The organism is Endozoicomonas sp. ALE010, from assembly GCF_049310165.1.
In the GTDB taxonomy this organism is placed as follows: Bacteria; Pseudomonadota; Gammaproteobacteria; order Pseudomonadales; family Endozoicomonadaceae; genus Endozoicomonas.
Genome location: NZ_JBLYNV010000037.1, coordinates 30,803 through 54,392 on the forward strand (window position 1 = coordinate 30,803; position 23,590 = coordinate 54,392).

The 23,590-nt window shown below is 49.6% G+C and carries 23 protein-coding genes; 18 read left to right on the forward strand and 5 right to left on the reverse strand.

All coding sequences use genetic code 11. The annotated features are described in order from the left end of the window. Nucleotides 1-115: 115 nt before the first annotated feature. The gene (locus ACO6UY_RS15285) at nucleotides 116-934 is read left to right on the forward strand and encodes a hypothetical protein (RefSeq protein ID WP_422490511.1); all 819 of its coding nucleotides are present in this window, start codon (nucleotides 116-118) and stop codon (nucleotides 932-934) included. Between the two features lie 203 nt (nucleotides 935-1,137). Here the strand turns inward: ACO6UY_RS15285 and ACO6UY_RS15290 are convergent, their stop codons facing one another. After that, entirely contained in the window at nucleotides 1,138-2,247 is a 1,110-nt protein-coding gene (locus tag ACO6UY_RS15290) for a S1C family serine protease (protein ID WP_422490513.1), read from the reverse strand. A gap of 92 nt (nucleotides 2,248-2,339) precedes the next feature. Here ACO6UY_RS15290 and ACO6UY_RS15295 point away from each other — a divergent pair, with 92 nt between their 5' ends. The 4 genes from ACO6UY_RS15295 to cysN all read left to right on the forward strand — a co-directional run bounded on the left by ACO6UY_RS15295 (nucleotide 2,340) and on the right by cysN (nucleotide 7,482). Beyond that, nucleotides 2,340-3,128, forward strand: a complete 789-nt coding sequence (locus ACO6UY_RS15295; RefSeq protein WP_422460400.1) for a Nif3-like dinuclear metal center hexameric protein — start codon at nucleotides 2,340-2,342, stop codon at nucleotides 3,126-3,128. 261 nt (nucleotides 3,129-3,389) lie between these two features. Further along, the gene (locus ACO6UY_RS15300) at nucleotides 3,390-4,706 is read left to right on the forward strand and encodes an anaerobic C4-dicarboxylate transporter family protein (protein WP_422460399.1); all 1,317 of its coding nucleotides are present in this window, start codon (nucleotides 3,390-3,392) and stop codon (nucleotides 4,704-4,706) included. A gap of 272 nt (nucleotides 4,707-4,978) precedes the next feature. Beyond that, the gene (gene cysD, locus ACO6UY_RS15305; RefSeq protein WP_422466652.1) at nucleotides 4,979-5,887 is read left to right on the forward strand and encodes a sulfate adenylyltransferase subunit CysD; all 909 of its coding nucleotides are present in this window, start codon (nucleotides 4,979-4,981) and stop codon (nucleotides 5,885-5,887) included. Further along, the gene (cysN, locus tag ACO6UY_RS15310) at nucleotides 5,887-7,482 is read left to right on the forward strand and encodes a sulfate adenylyltransferase subunit CysN (RefSeq protein WP_422450009.1); all 1,596 of its coding nucleotides are present in this window, start codon (nucleotides 5,887-5,889) and stop codon (nucleotides 7,480-7,482) included. Before cysD ends, cysN begins: the two co-directional genes overlap by 1 nt. 269 nt (nucleotides 7,483-7,751) lie before the next feature. Here the strand turns inward: cysN and ACO6UY_RS15315 are convergent, their stop codons facing one another. Next, nucleotides 7,752-8,261 (reverse strand): hypothetical protein, encoded by a 510-nt coding sequence (locus ACO6UY_RS15315; RefSeq protein WP_422450010.1) that lies wholly within the window; start codon nucleotides 8,259-8,261, stop codon nucleotides 7,752-7,754. Nucleotides 8,262-8,724: 463 nt separating this feature from the next. Here ACO6UY_RS15315 and ACO6UY_RS15320 point away from each other — a divergent pair, with 463 nt between their 5' ends. Continuing rightward, entirely contained in the window at nucleotides 8,725-9,933 is a 1,209-nt protein-coding gene (locus ACO6UY_RS15320) for a glycine C-acetyltransferase (protein ID WP_422450011.1), read from the forward strand. A 53-nt stretch (nucleotides 9,934-9,986) separates the two neighbouring features. Further along, nucleotides 9,987-11,012 (forward strand): L-threonine 3-dehydrogenase, encoded by a 1,026-nt coding sequence (gene tdh / locus ACO6UY_RS15325; protein ID WP_422450550.1) that lies wholly within the window; start codon nucleotides 9,987-9,989, stop codon nucleotides 11,010-11,012. 59 nt (nucleotides 11,013-11,071) lie between these two features. On the opposite strand, the gene folE is transcribed toward tdh, so the two are convergent. Then, entirely contained in the window at nucleotides 11,072-11,623 is a 552-nt protein-coding gene (folE, locus tag ACO6UY_RS15330; RefSeq protein WP_101745113.1) for a GTP cyclohydrolase I FolE, read from the reverse strand. 303 nt (nucleotides 11,624-11,926) lie between these two features. On the opposite strand from folE, the gene ACO6UY_RS15335 reads away from it, so the two are divergent. From ACO6UY_RS15335 to ACO6UY_RS15350, 4 genes are all read left to right on the forward strand, one after another. Continuing rightward, entirely contained in the window at nucleotides 11,927-12,952 is a 1,026-nt protein-coding gene (locus tag ACO6UY_RS15335) for an amino acid ABC transporter substrate-binding protein (protein WP_422450012.1), read from the forward strand. Between the two features lie 182 nt (nucleotides 12,953-13,134). Beyond that, entirely contained in the window at nucleotides 13,135-14,304 is a 1,170-nt protein-coding gene (locus ACO6UY_RS15340; RefSeq protein WP_422450551.1) for an amino acid ABC transporter permease, read from the forward strand. A gap of 14 nt (nucleotides 14,305-14,318) precedes the next feature. Further along, complete coding sequence (locus tag ACO6UY_RS15345) at nucleotides 14,319-15,407, forward strand: amino acid ABC transporter permease (protein ID WP_422460429.1); 1,089 nt, start codon at nucleotides 14,319-14,321, stop codon at nucleotides 15,405-15,407. Between the two features lie 22 nt (nucleotides 15,408-15,429). Further along, nucleotides 15,430-16,260, forward strand: a complete 831-nt coding sequence (locus ACO6UY_RS15350) for an amino acid ABC transporter ATP-binding protein (protein WP_269675964.1) — start codon at nucleotides 15,430-15,432, stop codon at nucleotides 16,258-16,260. Nucleotides 16,261-16,522: 262 nt separating this feature from the next. Here the strand turns inward: ACO6UY_RS15350 and ACO6UY_RS15355 are convergent, their stop codons facing one another. Both ACO6UY_RS15355 and ACO6UY_RS15360 read right to left on the reverse strand, forming a co-directional pair. Then, the gene (locus ACO6UY_RS15355; protein ID WP_422490514.1) at nucleotides 16,523-17,818 is read right to left on the reverse strand and encodes an OmpP1/FadL family transporter; all 1,296 of its coding nucleotides are present in this window, start codon (nucleotides 17,816-17,818) and stop codon (nucleotides 16,523-16,525) included. Nucleotides 17,819-18,011: 193 nt separating this feature from the next. Beyond that, a complete protein-coding gene (locus ACO6UY_RS15360; RefSeq protein ID WP_422490516.1) occupies nucleotides 18,012-19,004 on the reverse strand; it encodes an IS30 family transposase in 993 nt (330 codons plus the stop codon). Nucleotides 19,005-19,314: 310 nt separating this feature from the next. Between ACO6UY_RS15360 and ACO6UY_RS15365 the strand changes: the two genes are divergently transcribed. The 7 genes from ACO6UY_RS15365 (at nucleotide 19,315) to ACO6UY_RS15395 (ending at nucleotide 23,232) form a co-directional block, all read left to right on the forward strand. Continuing rightward, nucleotides 19,315-19,890, forward strand: a complete 576-nt coding sequence (locus ACO6UY_RS15365) for a hypothetical protein (RefSeq protein ID WP_422490518.1) — start codon at nucleotides 19,315-19,317, stop codon at nucleotides 19,888-19,890. Nucleotides 19,891-20,157: 267 nt separating this feature from the next. Next, a complete protein-coding gene (locus ACO6UY_RS15370) occupies nucleotides 20,158-20,514 on the forward strand; it encodes a hypothetical protein (RefSeq protein ID WP_422490520.1) in 357 nt (118 codons plus the stop codon). A 20-nt stretch (nucleotides 20,515-20,534) separates the two neighbouring features. After that, entirely contained in the window at nucleotides 20,535-20,783 is a 249-nt protein-coding gene (locus ACO6UY_RS15375; protein WP_422490521.1) for a hypothetical protein, read from the forward strand. A gap of 386 nt (nucleotides 20,784-21,169) precedes the next feature. Next, nucleotides 21,170-21,655 (forward strand): hypothetical protein, encoded by a 486-nt coding sequence (locus tag ACO6UY_RS15380; protein ID WP_422490522.1) that lies wholly within the window; start codon nucleotides 21,170-21,172, stop codon nucleotides 21,653-21,655. 64 nt (nucleotides 21,656-21,719) lie between these two features. Continuing rightward, nucleotides 21,720-22,172, forward strand: coding sequence for a hypothetical protein (locus tag ACO6UY_RS15385; RefSeq protein WP_422490523.1), 453 nt, complete (start codon nucleotides 21,720-21,722; stop codon nucleotides 22,170-22,172). Beyond that, nucleotides 22,169-22,693 carry an OmpA family protein gene (locus ACO6UY_RS15390; protein ID WP_422490524.1) on the forward strand — a complete coding sequence of 175 codons (525 nt, stop codon included), beginning with the start codon at nucleotides 22,169-22,171 and terminating at the stop codon, nucleotides 22,691-22,693. The genes ACO6UY_RS15385 and ACO6UY_RS15390 overlap by 4 nt, the downstream gene beginning before the upstream one ends. Beyond that, the gene (locus ACO6UY_RS15395) at nucleotides 22,693-23,232 is read left to right on the forward strand and encodes a hypothetical protein (RefSeq protein WP_422490526.1); all 540 of its coding nucleotides are present in this window, start codon (nucleotides 22,693-22,695) and stop codon (nucleotides 23,230-23,232) included. The genes ACO6UY_RS15390 and ACO6UY_RS15395 overlap by 1 nt, the downstream gene beginning before the upstream one ends. The last annotated feature ends 358 nt before the right edge of the window (nucleotides 23,233-23,590 follow it).

Consider the following 23,590-nt stretch of genomic DNA (forward strand, 5'->3'; position numbering starts at 1 on the left):
TCAAGGATGATGTTTGAACTTTTGCCTGAATTGGAAGTCTTATATTTAAACAGCTAACTGGATTGTTGGCGTAGAACGAATTCTTTTAACGGTTCCCAATCAGGGAGATATTATTATGAACGCAAGCAGTGGCAGCATGCCAACCATTTCCATTGGTACAACACATAATGAATTTCTCAAGCTCATCCGTAATTCTCCATTAAATCCAAAAGATACCAGGTCATTTGTTTTGACAGGCGTCGGTAAAACTCGCACCCTGACTGTCTTCACGCAAAATGACCTCTATTTAACACACGCAGATAAAACCCCAAACGTATCCCAGATTGAAAGTTTTTCGCGTGATGGAAAATTGGTCAAGATTACAGATTGTGACTGCTACGTCCGCCTCTTTTCTGTTCATAATCCCAGCAAGGAAGCGGAATTAGTAGCAAGTAAGCTTGGCTCAAAAGCAGGAGCAGCATTTAAAGCAGATGCATCCAAAGTATCAGAAGGTCATTATGCCGTTATCACAACCTTTTACCCAGTCACTCCAGGCGAGGGATGTAAACCAAAAGACCCTTATGTGCCATTAAAACCGGGTTTTAAGCAGCAACGCCTGGAATATGTTTTTTGCTCCGAACACCAGAATCACCCCCTTGAAGTGATTAGCAATTCAACGCTTGAGATCCGTACCAGAAGATTGGGTTCGAGTGAGGTGAAGTACAGAACACTGGATAGTAAGAAACCTGTGTACGCCCATGGGATTAACCTGACATCGTATTATAAGGCTATCTATTCCAAAAAAGACCAGACCAAGCCACAATCCGGGGCTCAGGGATGCTGTCGAATGCAAAACGTTGACCCTTTTTCAAACGATGGCCCCAATGGTCAGGATGTTCGCCCCTCTGGCAATATGGCTAATTTCATGGGTGGCTCGAATTTTCATAATAATTAGGCTCCTGGTACATGGTTTCAATGAGTTTGACGGGTTGTCATGCCTCCGCACTCCGTTCGTCCTGAGTGCTGAGCTTGTCGAAGCATCGAAGGGCGGAAACTCCGGACTCTGATAGATCGTGCCAAGCACCCTTCGACTCCGCTCAGGGTGAACGGAGATTGTACACGTCAAACTCATTGAAACCATGCACGAGTGCATTGCATTCAGTTAACAATAGTTGGCCTTGTCGTTGCCTGTGCGGTTAACTCAATTGCTTCGCCATCCCTCAACACCTGCATGGTCATCTGTTGGCCCGGTGGAATACGGGCCACCATATTCATTACCTTGCGGCCATCCCGGGTGCTCTGGCCATTGATGCCGGTAAGAATATCGCCACGTCGCAAGCCTGCCTGGTCGGCAGGGCCGCCTTCATAAACCCCGGTAATTAAAATGCCAACTTTTGTGCTGACGCCATAGGCTTCTGCCAGTGCCGAGCTCAGTGGCTGTGATTCAATACCCAGCCAGCCCCGAATCACCCGGCCATATTTAATGATGGAATCCATAACAAAGCGGGCCATATTGGAGGGAATCACAAAGCCAACCCCTTCACTGCCCCCACCACGGGAAAACAATAGTGTACTGATGCCAATCAGATCACCATAGGCATTGACCAGGGCACCACCGGAGTTGCCGATATTGATGGCGGCATCGGTCTGGATAAAGTCTTCATAGGTATTCAGTTGCAGGTCATTCCGGCCGGTGGCGCTGATAATGCCCATGGTCACCGTCTGTCCCAGTCCGAATGGGTTGCCAATGGCCAGCACTACATCACCAATTTCTGCGCTGCCAGAGTCTACCAGGTCCAGATAGGGCAAATCCTTCAGGTTGACTTTCAACACGGCAAGATCACTTTCCGGGTCGGTGCCAATAATGCGGGCTTTGACTTCCCGGCCATCGCGCAGGGTAATCATCAGCCTGGCCGCATTTTGAATCACATGGTGGTTGGTCAGGATATAACCTTCAGGATCAACAATAACGCCGGAACCTTCCGGGGTGCTGCGGGCATGGGTTCTCTGGGGCAGGGGCAGGTTGCTGTCACCACGCTGTGACAGGCTGTTGGTAGAGATACTGACCACAGCCGGTGCAGCCTTTTTCACGGCATCACTGTAGGAAACCTGCCCGGTGACATTGAACACTCTGGAGGATTGTTCAATAAAGCGGTTGCGGGATTTTTCTGAAATACCACCGAACTCAGGCTTGATCAGCAGTACTGTGATCGCGGTGAATAGCCCGATCAGGATGGGTAAGCCCACCGACTTAAGCAGTTTTTTCATTCGCAGCCCATGGGAATTGCCGTTATGTGATTATAATGAGACCAACAAAATACGATTCTTAATATACAGCGATGTAAGGATGGAGAGAACCAATGGTGCCGACATCACAAGATATGACCTTAAAAGAAATGGTGGCATTACTGGATCAGGAGTTACAGCCTGGTCTGTTTAAAGATTACTGCCCAAATGGTATTCAGGTCGATGCCAGCCCGGCAGCGGAGTCGCCAATAAAGAAAATAGTCACGGGGGTCACGGCCTGTCAGGCGCTGATTGACCAGGCCATTGAACGGAAGGCCGATGCCATTCTGGTTCATCATGGCTATTTCTGGCGTGGTGAAGACGCAGTGATTACCGGCAGCAAACGTCGGCGCATCGAAACGCTGCTGGCCAACCATATCAGCCTGGTGGCCTATCATTTGCCATTGGATGCCCATCCGGTGTTTGGCAATAACGCAGAGCTTGCCCGCTTGATGGGGTGGGATGTCGTGGGTGGCATGGAGCCGGGAGCCAAATTGCCGGTGGGTAACTGGGGCACAACAGGGCGAAAACTGTCGCTGGATGAGTTGAGCCAGGAAATTTCCGGCAAGCTGGGACGTGATCCACTGGTGATTGCCGGAGGAAACCACCCCGTAAATACCATCGCCTGGTGTACCGGGGCCGCTCAAAGCATGATTGATAAGGCCCTGAACCTGGGGGTGGATGCTTTTGTCAGCGGTGAGATTTCGGAGTCAACGGTGCATTTTGCCAGGGAAAATGGCATTCACTATATCAGCGCCGGTCATCATGCTACCGAACGTTATGGGGTTCAGGCACTGGCTCGCTGGCTGCATGAGGAAACAGGCATTGAGCATGAGTTTGTTGATATCGATTCTCCGGTATAAATTTTCTTTTATTAATTTTGTGCCGTGTTGTTAGAAAAAACAGGTGGCTTGTTCTTCTTTGATTACAGTTGAAATAGCACATTCATTAATTATTTAAACGCCGTTGAAATTGTTGCTGTAAGTCAATCTGTATAAAAAATAACTCTCGTACACTTGTCCTCGCTTTTTCTTCTGCCTCGCTGTTAAGCCTGAGTGGCCACAGCACGAGGCAGTTTTGTCTTGTCGTTTTGGACAGCACCGTCGTGTTGTTGGGGGGTAATTATGATCTGGCTACAGTTGGCCATTGTGATTCTGTGCATCCTGGTGGGTGCACGTATCGGGGGGATTGGTCTTGGTTTAATGGGGGGGGTGGGTCTTGCCATTCTCTCTTTTGTGTTCGGTATTCAGCCGACCTCCCCTCCGATTGATGTAATGCTGATGATTCTGGCTGTGATTTCTTCTGCCGCCTGTATGCAGGCGGCCGGTGGTATGGACTACCTGGTACAGGTGGCTGAACGTATTCTCAGAAGAAATCCAAAGCGTATTACCTTTATTGCACCGGCGGTGACTTACTTTTTCACCATGTTTGCCGGTACCGGTCACGTCGCTTACTCTGTGCTGCCGGTTATTGCCGAAGTTGCCCGCCGTACGGGTGTTCGCCCGGAGCGTCCTATGTCCATCGCGGTAATCGCTTCTCAGGTGGGTATTGTGGCCAGCCCGATTGCGGCTGCCACCGTTGCCATGCTGACTATTATGTCGACAAAGTATGACATTACCCTGGGACAGATTCTGGGCACCACGATTCCAGCAACGATGGTTGGCCTGTTCCTCGCTGCTCTGGTGACCAATAAGCTGGGTAAAGAGCTGAAGGATGACCCTGAATTTCAGCGCCGTATGCAAGACCCGGAGTTTCGACGCAAGATGGAAGAAACCACCACGGTTTCTGTTGCTGAACTGAAGCCAGGTGCGAAGACCTCCGTTCTGCTGTTCCTGTCAGGTGCCGTTATGGTGGTGGTGATGGGGGCTATTCCTGCTATACGTCCTCAGTTCAATGGCTCTGCCATGTCCATGGCGCACACCATTGAAATCATCATGCTGGTGGTATCCGCACTGATTGTATGGCTGGGTAAAGCTGATGTTGGTGAAGCAAGCCGTGGTGATGTATTCCTCTCCGGTATGCGTGCAATTATTGCTATCTTCGGTATTGCCTGGCTGGGGGACAGCTTTTTCGCTGCCCACGATGTGCTGCTCAAAGGCGGTATCTCTGATCTGGTTCACAGTGCTCCATGGGCATTTGCCATCGCACTGTTTATTCTCTCTGTGATGGTTAACAGCCAGGGCGCGACTACGTCGACACTGATGCCTCTGGGTGTGGCTCTTGGTTTGCCAGTAGCCTCTCTGGTCGCTATGTTCCCGGCGGTTAACGGTTACTTCTTTGTACCTAACTACGGTCCGATCATTGCCTCTATCGACTTTGACAGCACTGGCACGACCCGCATTGGCAAGTATGTGTTCAACCACAGTTTTATGCTGCCAGGACTGATGGCGATTGTGTTCTCTGTGATTGCCGGTTTTGTGTTCAGCAGTATTGTGCTGTAAAGATAATGGCGCATTGATAGAGCGGAGTTTAAGGGCCTGCTGACGTTTTGTTGCAGGCCCGGCGTATCCGGATGCCCTGATACGCCGAACCATCTTTGAGTATCGACTGTGGGTTAAGCGTTTAGCTGACGGGTTCGCCACTGAATTCAGGGAGAATCAGCAAGCGATATATTTATATATAAAAACAATATAGATTTTGAATTTATTATTCTATTTTCACTGATAGTATTTTACTTAGAGCACAACAATAACTTCGCTTTAGGTCGAAATGCATGTCGGATCAAGACTTCAATCATCTAAAACAGCTGGAAGCGGAAAGCATCCATATCATCCGGGAAGTGGCTGCTGAGTTTGAAAACCCTGTCATGCTTTACTCTATTGGCAAAGATTCTGCCGTGATGCTGCATCTGGCCATGAAAGCTTTTTACCCGGGTAAACCGCCCTTTCCTTTATTACACGTAGATACCACCTGGAAATTCCGGGAAATGATTGAGTTCCGGGATCAGCTGGCACAAAGACTGGGTCTTGAGCTGCTGGTGCATACCAATCCGGAAGGTCTGGCGCAGGGCGTCGGGCCATTTACCCATGGCAGCGCAAAACATACCGATGTGATGAAAACCCAGGCACTCAAGCAGGCATTGGATAAATACGGCTTTGATGCTGCGTTTGGTGGTGCCCGTCGGGATGAAGAAAAATCCAGGGCGAAAGAGCGGGTTTACTCTTTTCGCGACAAAAATCATCGCTGGGATCCGAAAAACCAGAGACCGGAACTTTGGAACATCTACAATAGCCAGGTTGAGAAGGGCGAGAGTATTCGCGTGTTCCCGCTGTCAAACTGGACGGAGCTCGATATCTGGCAGTATATCCACCTGGAAAAGATCCCTATTGTGCCACTGTATCTTGCCAAAGAACGCCCGGTGGTGGAGCGTGATGGCAACCTGATTATGGTGGACGATGAGCGGATGCCGTTGCAACCCGGTGAACAACCCCAGTTGCGAAAAGTACGCTTCAGAACCCTGGGATGCTACCCGCTGACCGGTGCCGTAGAATCTGAAGCCGATACACTGACCGACGTGATTCAGGAGATGCTCCTGACCAGAACCTCTGAGCGACAGGGCCGGGTGATCGACCATGACAGTGCCGGCTCCATGGAAAAGAAAAAGCAGGAAGGGTATTTCTGATGTCACACCAATCTGAACTTATTGCCACCGATATCGAAGAGTACCTGAACCGTCATGAACAGAAAGAGATGCTGCGTTTTCTCACCTGTGGCAGTGTTGATGATGGTAAAAGCACCCTGATTGGCCGTCTTTTACACGACACCAGCATGATTTATGAAGATCAGCTGGCTGCCGTAGAAAACGACAGTAAACGAGTAGGTACCCAGGGGGAAAAACTGGATCTGGCGCTGCTGGTGGATGGTCTGCAGGCAGAACGTGAGCAGGGCATTACCATTGATGTGGCCTACCGCTATTTTTCCACCGAAAAACGTAAGTACATCATTGCCGATACGCCCGGGCATGAGCAGTACACCCGAAATATGGCCACCGGTGCTTCCACCTGTGATCTGGCGATTATTTTGATTGATGCCCGTCAGGGTGTGCTGACCCAGACCCGGCGGCATACCTACATAGCCAGCTTGCTGGGCATAAAGCATATTGTCGTGGCCATCAATAAGATGGATCTGGTGGATTTCAGCAAGGCTCGGTTTGAAGAGATTCGTAACCAATACCTTGATTTTGCAGAACCGTTGCAATTGGGTGATATCCAGTTTGTGCCCATGTCGGCGCTGGAGGGCGACAATGTGGTACACCGCAGCGAACGGATGTCCTGGTATCGTGACAGTACGCTGATGGACGTGTTGGAAAATGTCGAGATCGCCCGGGACCGTAACCTGAATGACTTCCGCTTCCCGATTCAATATGTGAATCGCCCTAACCTGGATTTTCGTGGTTTTTCAGGAACGCTGGCTTCAGGCAAGATTAAGCCCGGCGATCAGATCAAGGTACTACCCTCGGGTCAGGTGAGCACCATTGCCCGCATTGTGACCTGGGATGGTGATCTGCCAGAAGCCCATGCGGGTCAGGCGGTTACCCTGACCCTGACCGATGAAATTGATATCAGCCGTGGTGATATGCTGGTGCGCCGGGACAGCAGTGTTCAGGTGGCTGCTGATCTGGATGTGGATCTGGTGTGGATGGCGGAACAGCCCATGAGCCCCGGCAGGCAGTATCAGATCAAGTTTTCTGCCGACAAGGTTCCGGGCAGTTTTGCCGGGGTTGATCACCGGGTTGATGTGAACTCCCTGGCCCATCACCCGGCAGAGCAGCTGGCACTGAATGAAATTGGCCTGTGCCAGCTCAGGCTGACCAGGGCGGTACCTGTGGACAGCTACCAGCGTAACCGCCAGACCGGTGCCTTTATTGTTATTGACCGGCTCAGTAACGCCACGGTTGCTGCCGGTATGGTACGGGGAGTCAGTGAGCGTACTCGGCAGGATTCACTCTCCAGAGTCCATCGGCAACAGCGCCTGGGTCAGAAAGGCGGTGTATTCAAAGTTGCCGGACAGCACGCCAAAATTATTGAACGACAGCTGTTTGATCGTGGGTTTTATCCATTGGTGATTGGCAGTGATGATGAACAGTGGGCTGCCAAGGCAGATGCGTTACTCAAGGCTGAAGTGGCCGTCTTGATTACCTCGGAAGATGAGGTGGCGGATAATGCTTCTGTAGACTCGGTGGTGGATACCATTGTGGCCTCTCTGACTCTTCCATAAACCTTTCCTCAGGCCTCTCTTCACCTGACAGAGAGGCCTATCAAAATCTACTGTGTTAGAACGGCAACAAACCCATTGAAACCATGCATTAGTACATAGTTTCAATGAGTTTGACGGATTGTCGTGCCTCCGTACTCCGTTCGTCCTGAGCCTGTCGAAGGACCCAAAGGGCCTAAAGGCGGAAACTCCGAACTCTGATAGATTGTGCCAAGCACCCTTCGACTCCGCTCAGGATGAACGGGGTGTACGGGTATTAAAGCTTTTCTGCGCTAATCCCTCGGCACTAACACCTCCTCCATGGGAGGACTGGCAGAATTATCCCGGGAACCGAAAAAGTCTGGTAGCGGTGGCAACAGGTAATTGGTAATTAAGGAGGTCGCGATTATAGCCACCAGTCTAAAGGTTACAGAGCTCATCGATTCGGGCAGCATTTGCCGGAGGTACTCCGATAAAATCTCCGACTCTGAAACGAATTGCCGGGCAAATTCCGGGGAAACGCCAGTATGCTCGGTGTCGGTCCTGACCACTCTATCAAGTAGCTCGTCCAGGCCCAAATAAGGCAGTAATGATCGAGCCAGGCGGTCAGCCAGTGGTTTGACAAAGCAGGGAATGTGGGCGTTGCAGTCAGTCTGGGGGCAACGCCGGAAGCAATCCCGCTGAATCAGGCAGCTACGGTGGAATGCGTGCCCCCGGGCGCATTTGACCATATCAGCGTTGCGATCAGGAGCCCGAGCGCCACGGCACAGAAAACAACTGCTGGCCGAATGTACATTATCCATGTGGCAAGAAACTCCGTGTGATGAAGTTCATCAGTTACCATTTGTTTTTGAATTTTTATTAGACCCCTTGTTTTCCCAAAAGGTTCAATGAAATGCTGTTGAAGGATGCCTTTTTTGACCGGTCAGCCAACCATTGACTGCCGCCATGGCGGCCTTGATTGCGTACGGTGTTCTCAGGCAGCCTTTGATTTCTCCCTGGAATTCTGCGCTGCTTCAACCACTTAACCAGAGGTCAGCAGTGACCCACCGGATTCATCAGGTGAATGGGCAAAAGCCCTGATAATAGGTACAAATGCCGGTTCAATGGGAATCCTCGCTGATCCACTATTAGGCCAATCATCTACAATGATCTGATTGATGACAGAAAGACATCCCCATTGGCCTGACAGCCTCCCAGGAAAACTGTGCCCCTGGCAGATGCTCAAAGGCGGGATGCTGGAAATTACCGAGAACAGGAGTCGAAATGAAGGCCGATTTTTATCAAGGGCTGCGCCGGCAGCTGGATGAGCTCAAACAGGAAGGGCTTTATAAAAGTGAACGGGTGATCAGCTCCCAGCAACAGGCTGAAATCAAAGTACTCTCCAATGGTGAGAGCGGTGATGAAGTGCTTAACTTCTGTGCCAATAACTACCTGGGCCTGGCCAATGCACCGGAGCTGATTGAAGCGGGTAAACAGGGGCTTGATCAATATGGCTTTGGCATGGCTTCCGTGCGCTTTATCTGCGGTACCCAAACCGTTCATAAAGATCTGGAAGCTCATATCTCCCGGTTCCTGGGCATGGAAGATACCATTCTCTATCCTTCCTGTTTTGATGCCAATGGTGGCCTGTTTGAAACCATCCTGGGGCCGGATGACGCCATTATCAGTGATGCGCTCAACCATGCCAGTATTATTGATGGTGTGCGCCTGTCCAAAGCCAAACGTTTCCGCTATGCCAATAACGATATGGCCGATCTGGAAGCGCAACTGCAGGCGGCCGAGGCTGCCGGTGCCAAAACCAGACTGATTGCTACCGATGGCGTATTCTCCATGGATGGGGTTATCGCCAACCTGAAAGGCATCTGCGATCTGGCCGATAAATACGGTGCGCTGGTGATGGTGGATGACTGTCATGCCACCGGTTTTATTGGTGAGAAAGGGGTTGGTACTCCTGAGTTCTGTGATGTTATGGGACGTGTGGATATTCTCACCGGTACCCTGGGTAAAGCACTGGGTGGTGCTTCCGGCGGTTACACCTCCGGTAAAAAGGAAGTGATTGACTGGTTGCGTAATCGTTCCCGTCCATACCTCTTCTCCAACACGCTGTCACCGAGCATTGCTGCCGCTTCGATCAAAGTGTTTGAGATGCTGGCTGAAGGCGCAGAGCTGCGCCGGAAGGTACGTGATAATGCCGACTATTTCCGCGCTGAAATGACCAGGCTGGGCTTTACCCTGGCCGGAGCCGATCATCCGATTGTACCGGTGATGCTGGGTGATGCGTCACTGGCTGGCCAGTTTGCCGACCGTATGCTGGAAGAAGGGATTTACGTGGTTGGTTTCTCCTTCCCGGTAGTGCCAAAAGGGCAGGCGAGAATTCGTACCCAGATGTCCGCTGCCCACAGCAGAGAGCACCTGGACAAAGCCATTGCCGCTTTCGCCAGGGTTGGTCGAGAGTTGGGCGTTATCCACTGATTCACACACAAGGCTTGCTATTGAATAGCAAGCCCATTGAGAAAACTGACACTGTGAAGACATTAGCAAAAAGCAAAGCAGAACCCGGAATCTGGATGGAAGACCGCCCCATGCCAGAAGTGGGTTACAACGATGTACTGATCAAAATCCGCAAAACCGCCATTTGTGGTACTGACATGCATATCTATCACTGGGATGAGTGGTCGCAGAACACCATTCCGGTGGGTATGCACGTTGGCCATGAATTTGTCGGCGAAATCGTTGACATGGGTGACGGTGTGCGTGGCTTTGAGGTCGGTCAGCGGGTTTCCGGTGAAGGCCATATTACCTGTGGCCACTGTCGTAACTGCCGTGCTGGCCGCCGTCATCTCTGCAACTTTACTGTGGGTGTTGGCGTCAATCGTGATGGTGCGTTTGCCGAATACCTGGTGATTCCGGCGGTTAATGCCTTCCCGATTCCTGATGATATCAGTGATGACCTGGCCGCAATTTTTGACCCGTTTGGTAATGCGGTGCACACCGCACTCTCTTTTGACCTGGTGGGAGAAGATGTACTGATCACCGGTGCCGGCCCCATCGGCATTATGGCGGCAGCCATCTGTCGGCATGTCGGTGCCCGCAATGTGGTGATTACCGATGTCAACGAATACCGTCTGGACCTGGCCCGTAAAATGGGTGCGACCCGCGCCGTGAATGTTGCCAATACCGGTCTGCCGGACGTGATGGCTGAGCTGGGCATGGTTGAAGGCTTTGATGTGGGCCTTGAAATGTCCGGCAATGGTCGTGCATTTAAGCAGATGCTGGAAAATATGAACTACGGTGGCAAGATTGCACTGCTGGGCATTCCAGCCAGTGACACGGTGATTGACTGGAACCAGGTGATCTTCAAAGGTCTGGTGATCAAAGGTATTTATGGTCGCGAGATGTTTGAGACCTGGTACAAGATGACCAGCATGTTGCAGTCTGGTTTGGATATTTCTCCAATCATTACGCACCGCTTCCCGGTTGATGATTTTGACAAAGGTTTTGAAATCATGGGGTCCGGACAATCTGGGAAAGTGATTCTGGACTGGTGTTGAATCCAGGCAACAAAAAAGCCAGCAAATGCTGGCTTTTTTGTTGTCAATGATCAGGTTTGTCACCGAATAAAACGCAGAAACTCTTCCCGGGTTGGCTGATTATCTTTCATCAGGCCACGCATGACCGAAGAGGTCATGGATGAGTTCTGTTTTTCCACACCGCGCATCATCATGCACATATGTTGCGCCTCAATCACCACGGCAACCCCTTTGGCGTCGGTGACTTCCATAATGGCATCGGCAATCTGTTTGGTCATGTTTTCCTGAATCTGCAGGCGGCGGGCGAACATATCCACAATGCGGGCAAATTTGGATAGGCCGAGCACCTTACCATTGGGTACATAGCCAATATGACACTTGCCAATAAAGGGCAGCAGATGATGCTCACACATTGAGTACAGCTCAATGTCTTTGATCACGACCATTTCGCTGATGTCGGATTCAAACACCGCACCATTAACGATCTCTTCCAGTGTCTGGCTATAGCCTCTGGTCAGGTATTGCATTGCTTTGGCAGCGCGAAGCGGCGTATCTCTAAGGCCTTCCCGATGAATATCTTCACCGACGGACTCAATAATGGCCTTGTAGTGTTCGCTGATTCTTTGAGACATTGGAAGAATTATCACTGCATGGTTATCGAAGTGGACGGCAGTTTAACACAATTAATACATAACCCGGAAAGCAGCTGAACGACTTTCTTTGCAAGGTTTGGTACAGGCTGAGCAATTTGAACAAGAAGAAGGGATGGCCAGGACAAACATGAACGGCATAACAGTTGCTAGTGTTTTTGCTTGCAGGTATGGTTGAAAAACCATGAGCCAAAGCGCGGTTGCAATTGTCAGGTGGTTGAGCAGGATTAACCTGTGCCGGACATCCCGTGCTGAAAATAATAACAACACCAAAGGAAAGATCTCATGCTGAAAAGTCTGAAAACAGTCGCTGCGCTGGGCGCATTGGCGGCAGCGGGTTTGGCACCGGTCGCCAGCGCTTCGGCAACGCTGGAGTCGGTAAAGGAAAAAGGTTATGTGGCCTGTGGTGTCAGCACCGGCCTTCCGGGCTTCAGTAACCCGGATGATAAAGGGCAGTGGAGTGGGCTGGATGTTGATGTCTGTCGTGCCGTTGCTGCAGCGACGTTGAAAGATGCTGGCAAGGTCAAGTTTGTACCGCTTACCGCTAAAGAGCGTTTTACCGCTCTGCAATCAGGAGAGATTGATGTGCTCTCCAGAAATACCACCTGGACCCTGACCCGTGATGCCTCCCTGGGCCTGAACTTCACCGGCGTCTCTTACTACGACGGCCAGGGCTTTATGGTGAAGAAAGACCTGGGTGTGAAAAGTGCCAAAGAGTTGGATGGTGCTTCTATCTGTATCCAGTCCGGTACCACCAGTGAGCTGAATCTTGCCGATTATTTCCGGGCTAATAATATGGAGTATCAGCCCGTGGTCTTTGATACCTCTGACAGTACGGCAAAGGGCTTTGATGCGGGGCGTTGTGATGTCCTGACTTCTGACCAATCTCAGCTTTATGCCTTGAGAGTTCGTCTGTCCAAGCCTGATTCCGCAGTGGTTCTGCCAGAAGTGATTTCAAAAGAGCCGCTCGGTCCCGTAGTGCGTCAGGGCGACGACCAGTGGTTTAATATTGTCAAGTGGAGCCTGGCCGCCATGATTAATGGTGAAGAGCTGGGCCTGAACTCGGGCAATATCAACGCGCAAAAAGCCTCTTCTGATCCCAATGTACGTCGTTTGTTGGGTATTGACGGCCCTAAAGGTAAAGGTCTTGCCCTGGATGATGACTGGTCTCTGCGGATTATCGAGCAGGTGGGCAACTATGAGGAGATCTTTGAGCGTAATGTAGGTGCAGAATCACCGCTTCAGATCGATCGTGGCCTGAACGCTCTCTGGAACGAAGGCGGTATCCTCTACGCTCCTCCCTTCCGTTAATTCAATCGTTATGACATATACCCCGCTTGCACGCAACGCGTGAGAGCGGGAGTATGGACAGTCCTGCATTTCTGCAGAACTTCTGAAGCGCGGGAACAAGATAAGAAAAAGGGAGTTAGGTCGTGAGTGATCCTGAGCACGTATCCCATAAAAAAAATGCAAGACCCTCCTTTTTGGAGAAGATGTTGAAAGAGATGCTGAGGCTATGGCGTGATGCCTCCTTCAGACCGCTGTTGATGCAGGGAATTGTGGTGCTGTTGGTGGTGATGCTCGGTGTCTGGGTGATCAATAACACCATGAACAACCTGGAGCATCGGGGCATCAGCACCGGATTCGATTTTCTTTCCCAGGAAGCGGGCTTTGGCATTATTCAATCGCTGGTGGCCTATGACGAATCCCACAGCTACGGCCGCACCTTTGTTGTGGGCATACTCAATACCCTGCTGGTGTCCGGATTAGGCATCTTCTTCGCCACCCTGTTGGGTTTTCTGGTGGGTGTTGCCAGACTGTCGTCTAACTGGCTGCTGGCCAGAATGGCATCGGTGTTTATTGAAACCTTTCGCAATATTCCATTACTGCTGCAAATCTTTTTCTGGTATTTCGCCGTTCTGGCGGCGTTACCCCATCCCCGGCAAAGTTATGCCCTCGGCGATACCATTTTTTTAAATCTGCGTGGTCTTTTTCTGCCCAAACCTATTATTGAGCAGGGGCTGCTGCCGGTTCTGGTCAGTTGCCTGGTGGCCATTGGTCTGGCGTTATTGCTAAGGGCCAGAAACCGGCAGAGAAGAGTGGCAACCGGTAAGGGCATTTCCGGTGCGCCCTGGTATATGGCTGCACTATTAATAGGCATTCCTGCGCTTATCTGGCACTTTTCTGGTGCATCGTTGGTTCTGGATACGCCAGCGCTGAAAGGTTTTAACTTCCGTGGTGGTATTGCCATCATTCCTGAGCTGGGCGCATTGTTACTGGCCCTGACCATTTATACCGCTGCCTTTATTGCCGAGGTGGTAAGAGCCGGTATTGAGTCTGTCCAGAAAGGGCAGAAAGAGGCTGCCGCGTCACTGGGGCTAAAGCCAGGGAAAGTGTTGACCCTGGTGGTGATTCCCCAGGCGATGAAGGTGATTATTCCACCATTGACCAATCAATATCTGAATCTGGCCAAAAACTCTTCACTGGCGACAGCGATAGGTTATCCGGACCTGGTCAGTGTCTTTGCCGGCACAACCCTGAACCAAACCGGGCAGGCGGTGGAAGTAATTGCCATGACCATGGCCGTTTATCTCACCATCAGTTTGAGTGTATCCCTGCTGATGAATATCTATAACAGACGTGTGGCGCTTATCGAGCGGTAAGGTTGAGAGAAATGATCAGTTACGATAGCAACATGATTCCTGCCCGTGAGCCACCGGCAACAGCCGTCGGTGTACTGGCATGGGTAAAAAATAATCTGTTTGCCAACCCGCTGAGTGCGCTGACCACGCTGCTGATTGCTTACGGTCTGTATTTATTGGTACCACCGCTGGTGCAGTGGGCATTTATTGAGGCTACCTGGTTTGGCACCGACAGCACTGCCTGCAGCAGTGAAGGGGCCTGCTGGGCTTTTATCACCGCAAGGCTTGATCAGTTTATTTACGGGTTTTATCCGGAAGAACAGCAGTGGCGGGCAGATCTCTTTTTTGCTCAACTGGCCCTGTTGATTGCCTGGCTGTCGTTTAAAGTGACACCCGGTAAAAAGTGGGTGTTGGGCTACAGCCTGGTACTGATGCCGGTGGTTTCCTGGTTTTTGCTTTATGGCGACCTGTTGGGGCTTGAGAAGGTGGAGACCCATCAGTGGGGTGGGGTGATGCTGACACTGTTGCTGGCACTGTGCGGGATGATCGCCTCTTTGCCATTCGGTGTGCTGCTGGCCCTTGGCCGTCGTTCCAATATGCCGGTCATACGGTCTTTATGTACCGGATATATTGAACTCTGGCGCGGTGTTCCCCTGATCACTGTGCTCTTTATGGCCTCGGTCATGCTGCCACTGTTTGTGCCGGAAGAGGTGGTGTTCGATAAACTGCTGCGGGCGCTGATCGGCATTATTCTGTTTCAGGCGGCCTATATGGCGGAAGTGGTGCGAGGAGGGTTGCAAGCGATCCCCAAAGGGCAGTTTGAAGCGTTCAACAGTCTTGGCCTGAGTTACTGGCAGGGGATGATTATGATTATCCTGCCCCAGGCCATGAGACTGGTTATTCCCGGGGTGGTAAATACCTTTATTGCCCTGTTTAAAGACACCAGTCTGGTACTGGTTATCGGCTTGTTTGATCTGCTGGCCATTATTCAGGCCGGGCTGAATGACCCCGCCTGGTTGGGTAACTCCATAGAGGGCTATCTATTTGCCGGGCTGGTTTTCTGGGTCTTCTGTTTTGGCATATCAAAGTACAGCCAGCGATTGGAACAACAATTACAGCGATAATGAAATCAGGGATGCCAATGGTATGAGTGATTATCTTGACGAGCCTCGTCTGCAAAAGCCATTACCGAAAAGTGGCCAGCCAGAGGTGACGATTCAGCGTGAAGCCGCTGTTGAGCAGGCCAGCCTGATTGAGATCAGTGGCCTGAATAAATGGTATGGTCAATTTCATGTGCTGCGAGATATTAACCTGAACGTTAAGAAGGGGGAGAAGATCGTTATCTGTGGGCCTTCCGGCTCCGGTAAGTCGACATTGATCCGCTGCATTAATTGCCTTGAGGAGCATCAGGAAGGCAGCATTGTGGTGGATGGCACCCGACTGACCAATGACCTGAAAAATATAGAAACCATCCGTCGTGAAGTGGGAATGGTATTCCAGCAGTTTAATCTGTTTCCACATCTGACCATTCTGGAGAACTGTACACTGGCACCTATCTGGGTCCGTAAACAGTCAAAAAAGGCAGCGGAGAAGGTGGCCATGGAATACCTGGAGCGGGTGAGGATTCCGGATCAGGCCAATAAATATCCCGGACAACTGTCTGGTGGCCAGCAGCAGCGGGTGGCGATTGCCCGAAGCCTGTGTATGAATCCGGAAGTCATGCTGTTTGATGAGCCCACCTCTGCCCTTGATCCGGAGATGATTAAAGAAGTGCTGGAGGTTATGGTCGAGCTGGCGCAGGAAGGGATGACCATGCTCTGTGTTACCCATGAAATGGGCTTTGCCCGGACGGTGGCTGACCGGGTGATCTTTATGGATGAAGGCCAGATTATTGAACAGGCTCCGCCGGAAGCGTTTTTCAGCAACCCACGTTCAGAGCGAACCCGCAGGTTTCTTGGGCAGGTGTTGAATCACTAGTACATTGTTTCAATGAGTTTGACGGGTTGTCGTGTCTCCGCACTCCGTTCGTCCTGAGCTTGTCGAAGGACCCATAGGGCCTAAAGGCGGAAACTCCGGACTCTGATAGATCGTGCCAATCACCCTTCGACTCCGCTCAGGGTGAACGGAGATTGTACTCATCGAAATGATGTACCAGGGAACTCAAAACGGTTTTGGGTTAATAAAAAAATACCGGCATGAATGGCTCACGCCGGTATTTTATGTCACTTGGCAATCAAAATTAGAACTTGTAGCGCAGAGTGGCGTGCAGTGCCCAGGCATTGGTGTCGTATTTGCCAGAGCTGGCTTTTGAAGTAGCGGTCAGGTCACCACCTCCTTTTACCGTATCATTTTTAGCTAAGTTATATTCTGCTCCCATATCAAGTGCCAATTTGTCGTCCATCAAGGTGGTACCTGCACCCATGGTAAAGGTATGAGCACCAGCAGGAGTGGAGAAGGTTGGTGCGGCGTATTCTTCTGGGGTCACGGCTGTTGTATAAATATAACCTGCTCTCAACGCCCAGTTGTCCATGCCGGTGTACTCAGTAGCAAAGCGGAAGTTCCACTGGTCATTCCAGTTAGTATTAATGCTGTCTACAGCCAGATTTCCTTCACTGCTGACAAACTTGATCGCTTCAATAGAGCTGTACTGCGACCAGGTAACTTCACCAAACAGCTTCCAGTCATCATTCAGACTGTAGTCTACACCTGTGGAAATCTGGGTTGGTAATGCTGTTTTAGCGGTAGCGTCTCTGCCTGCATAAATCGGGCGATCTATAGGGCCCAATTCAAAGCTAGCTTTGCCGTCTGCTTCTATATTAACGTCAGAGCGGTAATTCAGGCCCCAGCCCCAGCGGTTATCATCGGAGCGATACATCGCGCCAAGACGCACACCAAATGTGTTAAAGCCGGAAAGGTCATTGTAGCCCACAAGCGCACCAGCAGGACCGACCTTTGAAGCCAGATTGATATCAGCCCGGGCATAAGTTAGACGATAGGTGCCCCCGATAGACCAGTTGTCATTGATCTGATAAGCCAGTGCCAGGCCAGCTTCCATTATCTTGATATCGGTTGAATACTCGCCAGTCATGCGCAGATCAACCATGTTACCCATGATCGGTACAACACTACCGACAGTAACATCTTCATAACTGGCAGAAGCACCACCGGCACCGTAGAAACCATAACCCATAACAAACTTTTCATTCAGGCGAAAAGCTCCGGTTATACCGGCATTTGGAACAAAGTTTCTCTCACCTTTCACATAGGATTTATCGCCTTCAGCAGGACCGTTGGTCTGAACAAAGGTAGGAGAGGCATTCAGGGCAAAATCATTGCCCTCAATACGAGCCAGACCCGCCGGGTTGTAGAAAACGGCGCTGGAGGTATTAACGGAAGAAACAGCGGCACCCGCAAGGGCCGCGTATTTCGCGTCCCACATGGTCGCTTTTTCAAAGCCACCTGCAACGGCATTACCGGTGAATACGGCAAAAGCCAGAGAGGAAAGAACAAATAAACGGCCTTGGCGCGAAACCATAGACATGAAACTCCACAAAAGTCTATTGAGCAGTACTCTGACCAGTCACTTCCTGAAATCGACCGTCAGTGGATGATACCGCTAAGAAAGAAGCACGCAGAAAATGTGCCGAATAAAACTGAAAGGAATATTATTCAGATTTTAAAAAATTTTCTGTTATGTTTTGTTTCTAAAAGAGTTTTTCAACCTGAATTCAAGTCATAAATGCATAACCCATGATTTTTCTTGCATCTATTCCGGTTAACTCCTTGAATGCCTCATAAGGAGTCTTGTAACCAAGACATTTTCTGGGCCTACTGTTCAGCTTATCGACCGCTATCATGACTTCTTTTTCTGTGACGTTATTAAGTTCCATAGACTTGGGGAAGTACTGCCTGAGCAGGCCATTAGCGTTCTCATTCTGACCTCTCTCCCAGGAGTGATATGGTGCAGCAAAGTAACTGTCACATTTCAAAGCTTTGGCAATCTCCTCATGCTGAACAAACTCCTTACCATTGTCGTAAGTGATGGTTTTGACGAACTTTTTCAGGGGCTTGAGCGCGCCGATCATCGCCTGTTTAACCGCTTTTGCCTTCTTACCAGGCAGAGGAACAGCAAGGCGAAGCTTGGTCTTCCGTTCATCCAATGTTGCGATGGCCCCTTTATGGTTTTTACCTATTATGGTGTCAGCCTCCCAGTCACCGACACGTTCTCTGTTGTTGGCTACTGCTGGACGTTCTTCAATACCAACCCGGTTAGGTATGCCGGTTCGGTTATGGGCTGAGCCATATCTTTTCCGGTATGTCTTTTTCTGGTGTCGCAAGTGCTTATAGAGGCTGCCACCGTTACGCTTATCATCTGCGATAAACTGATAAATCGTTTCGTGGTGTAGCTTGATCTCTCCTTCCTTTTTAAGCCTTCCCGCCACTTGCCCAGGACTCCAGTCTGAACAAATATCATTAGAAATTCGTCGTTTAATATCTTCTGTCAGCTTAACAGCCTTGTTTTTTTCCTTGTGTCGCTTTTGGGCCATACGATGTGCCTGCTGGTGCCTGTAACCACGCAGCCCCTTGTTTCTCCCTAACTCTCGTGAAAGAGAACTCTGTGAACGTCCAAGTTTTTTTGCCATTTTGTTCTGGGAGGTCCCATTTTTCAGTTCAATTTCGATATAATGTCTCTCTTCAGAGCTCAGGTGCTTAAAGGCCATCCGTGGCGTCCTCTGTTTGGTTTGGTTGCTTAACAGAGTACCCCTGAGTTCTGATTCATTTCAAAGGCAATTCAGTGGCAACCCTCTGGTTACAGAGGTTATGCATTTATGATACGAATTCAGGAATTATGTAAGTCGGTATTCACCAAAAAAGTTGGAATATATAAATCAAATATAGTTGACAGGTGTTCAACATAAAATATTTGATTATGGCGAAAGGAGTCACAAATGAAAAAATGTATAAGAAGTATAGGTAGCTGCTGGTTTTGAACTGGCAGCTTATTAGCTTTGCCTTCCGGTGAGCATTTTTATGTCTAGATTTATCGCTTTTTTTTCAGTGTTATTCTCTCTTCAGGTGCTAGCTTCAGATATTGAAAGCTATGAAAGGCATCTGTCTGATCGTTTGGAGGGAAGATTAAATGAGTTTATGGATGTTATTGAAAGCTCTACTTCGGATGATGAATATGCGCCATCCATCCATGCTACAGAGGAAGAGATTCTTGAGCATATAGCGCCATCGAAAGATTATAAATCAAGATTTTTAGAGGCTTTCTCACACCAACTGAGAGAAATTGATTCTGTGCTGTCGGAGTTATCGACCAGCGATTATGTAGAAGAAAAAGCTCAATGTGGTAGCGTGATTGAACGCTATAGACACAAAGAGATGGACATACTCAAGCAGTGGGAAAAAGGTTTTTCAGGGTTGCCTTTTGAAACAGCTGAGCAGCGTGTGGATTTTTCTTCAAGAGTTAATGCATTTATGGCAATGCCTGCATTTCTGGCGGGAAATGTCACTAATGTGTATATAGCTTGCCTGTATCCTGAGTCGAAGCCATTGATTGTTTTTGATCCGGATAAAATGGGGAGTATGGTCCAATGGCACTGACTTAAGGCCTCAGCCCTTGATAATTCAAGGCTTACTCGGAAAGAAGCGACTATAAAAAGTCACAAACCTAAATATTTCCCTTCCGAGCAAGCCATGAACAAGTGTAGCCAAGAGTTTCTGTCCCTCGCAAATGAATGCCTTCACCAATTTGCACAGACTGAAAGTGATGAATTTTCATCAATCCTTACCTCTGATGACCTTAACTCTTTTCAGAATTGTTACCCCGGCTGCAGGGTAAGGGATTTTCCACCCATCAAAACATTAACCTTGTTCATGCGACAGGTGGCCAGTGACACCAAATCATGTCGCCACGCCCTCATTGATGAAGCGAGAGACCTGGTCGTCAGGGGCAACAAGAAGAAAGTGCCCAACACTGACACCAGCGCATATTGCAAAGCGAGGCAACGGTTGAGTGAAGCATCCCTAAGAGGTTTGCTGCGCAAATCTGGCAATAGCCTTGATCACGCCTCACCAGAATCATGGCTATGGCATCAACGTCGTGTACTGCTTACTGATGGTTCAAGATTGTTGATGCCTGACACCGAGAAAAATCAGAAAGAATATCCTCAGCCTGGCACTCAAAAAAAGGGCTTGGTTTCCCGATTCTCAGAATTCTTGTTTTGATATGTCTTGGCAGTGGCGCATTGCTTGATTTTGCTGTGGCTGCCTACGAAGGGAAAGAAACCGGAGAACAAGCTTTGCTCAGGAAATTGTTCTCCCATCTGCAGGATGGCGACATCCTGTTAGGTGATGCGAATTTTGAGAACTGCTTCCTGTTGGCTTTGTTGTTACAAGCCAGGCTGACTTGGTTTTCGAGAAAAAAGGTGCCCGCCATATTGATTTCCGGAAATGCGATCAAAAGCTGGGTAGCAAGGATGGATTATTCAAATTAACAAGACCAGTCCGACCTGAGTGGATGAGTCAGGAGCTTTATGATCAGATGCCTGCAGAGCTGGTAATCCGTGCTGTCAAGAACAAACGTCGCACCATCATCACCACTTTATTGGATGCTGAGGAGTATCCCCGGACAGAGATCATTGCGCCGTATCTGAAATGCTGGTGTCATTCCTTCAGACGTTGCTGGGAGCATCGGGTGACTGGCTGGAACAGAAAATCATTAATATGTTGGACATCATAGGACGGCATATTGTTGGAAATCGACCCGGTCGGTCGGAGCCAAGAGCCGTTAAGAAACGTCCAAAACTGTATAAAAGGCTCCAGCATTCAAGGTCGCAGGCACGCAGACTCAAGAAATACCAAGAGAAGTGAGCTTAAGTCAGTGCCATTGGGCTATAGCCTGGAAATCGTTTCACCCACAGAAGCGATGTTCGACAATTTTTCTAAGCCAACGACAGTCCTTGAGCCCTGCAAGGGAAGAGCATGCCCCCACGCCGGTAAATTTCGAGAGGCCAGGAAAAAAATACGACAAATACCTAATGATAACTTGAACGTCAGAAATAGTGGTGTTTCTAGAGTAAAAGGCGGCCATGCGGTTAATCTTCAGGATGTGAACCTGCTAAAAATTGAAACTCATGCCTGCATTGAACTGATTGTTCCTATTGCCAATAGAATGATTCAGCAAACCATGAGACTGACTGGTGGGCTTAGCCAGAAGCACTGGTTGGCCTGCGAGCGCAGAGGAGCAATTGACCCGGGGGATAATCCATTTATTCCGGTTACTGGTCACTCCGTTGTTCGAATGCAAACACCGGTTCGGTGTGAGGGCGACCTCTACAACGGGAAAAGATGTAAGAACCTGAGATGAGAACCCGCTGTAACCAGTATTCTCTAATAAAAATCAGTAAGCATGGAAGTAGAAAGGAGTCTTTATGTTTAGAAACAAACCTGTGGTTTCAATATTGTTGAAGTATTGCGGAGTGGCTACGATTGCCCTGTGTATAACTTCAGTGGCACAGGGTGGGGGCATAGGCGGGGGAGTTGACAATATTCCCTTTAAGCCATTGGCAGGAGCAATGACTTTTGGTGATGAATACAAAGTGTTTGTTGACTACGAGGCGATTTCCGGGCCAGTGATTTATCGTGATGACGTGTCTGATGAAGAGCAGGAGGGGTATGATCTCAGCTCATCGTTGAGAGTATCCGGCGAATGGCGAAGGCTGGTGCACGACTATCAGAAAGAAGATATGGCGTATTCAGTCATCGATCATATCAAAAGAGGGTGGAAGACGCTGATTTTGAGACTGTTTATCAATGCCAGGGCAGTGCGTGTGGTGATACTGCAGGCTGGTCACTGTACCTGTCTTCAGACATTATCGGGATGAATGAAACTCAGCACTACATTTTGTGCCGCACCCCTTCCAGTAATGGTGGTTACTGGCTGGTTGCTGCCTATGTGAACGACATTGGTTATATACCTCGCAGCATTGTTGATATTGTTCAAACAAGGCCAGACAGCGGCAAAGCAATGCAGATTGCCAGACACTTGCTGAAAGACCCTGCACCCTTTCAGTTTGCAACCGGTTCTGACATAGTTATCAATAAAAATCCGGACGAGTTGATGAAACTGGCTCGTTATCTGGACGATCATCCCGGACAGGCCATAGAGATTACAGGCCATGCAGATAGCACCGGTGATGCCACATTCAATAATGAGTTGTCCGCACGAAGGGCAAAGAACGTCAGCCAGTTATTGGTGGCAGCCTACGGGATTGATCAGTCACAACTGAATATCAGGGCAATGGGGGAACAATCACCCATTGTTCGCAATGAGACGGAAGAAGGGCTTCGCCTAAATCGCCGGGTAGAACTTCGAATCAAACCCATGCTCAAGGGAGAGCAGTAATGAATAAGAAAAGAACGTATCGTGCAATGATTGGTGCTTTGGCCATGGTAGTAACCGTAACTGCCAGTGCCAGAGATTACTCTAATGAATCGCTAAGCGCCGAAGAGCTTCAGGCCATCAGTATGATGCCAAAAGAATTGCAACAAATGTTGGAGCACGTTCAGCCCGAAGCCAGTGAATCGGTGATTACCCTTCCCAGGCCAGCTGACGCAAGGTTAGAAACCCACCTGACCAAAGCGCCCGCCTTCTTTGGCCCCGATGCGCTGCCATCCGCTGTCTATCAAACCAGCATGCCATTTAACGACTTGGTGAAATGGTACCGACATAAACTGCCATCAACGTATATGAAATTCACGGCGGGCGATGGTGAAGTCCTGTTTGTAGATAAAGCCAGGGCCAAAGGGAAAGATATTGCCCGTATCGAATCAACAAAAGAGATACTCTCGATTCCTCATGTCAGGCTGGAGCCTGCTACAGCTAGTGATGATCTGTTCAGTGAGCCTGGAGAGACAGAAATTAAGCTGATCTATCAACCCTGAACTTCGGAGTAGTAACCATGGATGCTTATGTTTTGGGTAATCTGGCAGGCCGGCTGTTAATCAGCTATCTGCTGGTTTGGCTGTTGTGCTGGCTGTTTTCAAAGTGCAACTATAAAAAATCTGTTCGCAGGCTGCATTCCTGGCAAGGTCTGCTTGGGGTTCTTGTGCTTTTCGGGGTGCCCTTGCTGGCCTCCGTAGGAGCCAGAATCGGATGAGGAAAATTGCCCTGTGCTTGCTGTTGTCCGTATCAGGTGCGTTGGCTCATGCTGAGCCGCCGGTTCAGTCCAGAGAGTTGCAAATTCTCTGGACTGGCCTGGGTTATCAGGTGGGTATTGACAATGATCCACCCTGGTCAGGT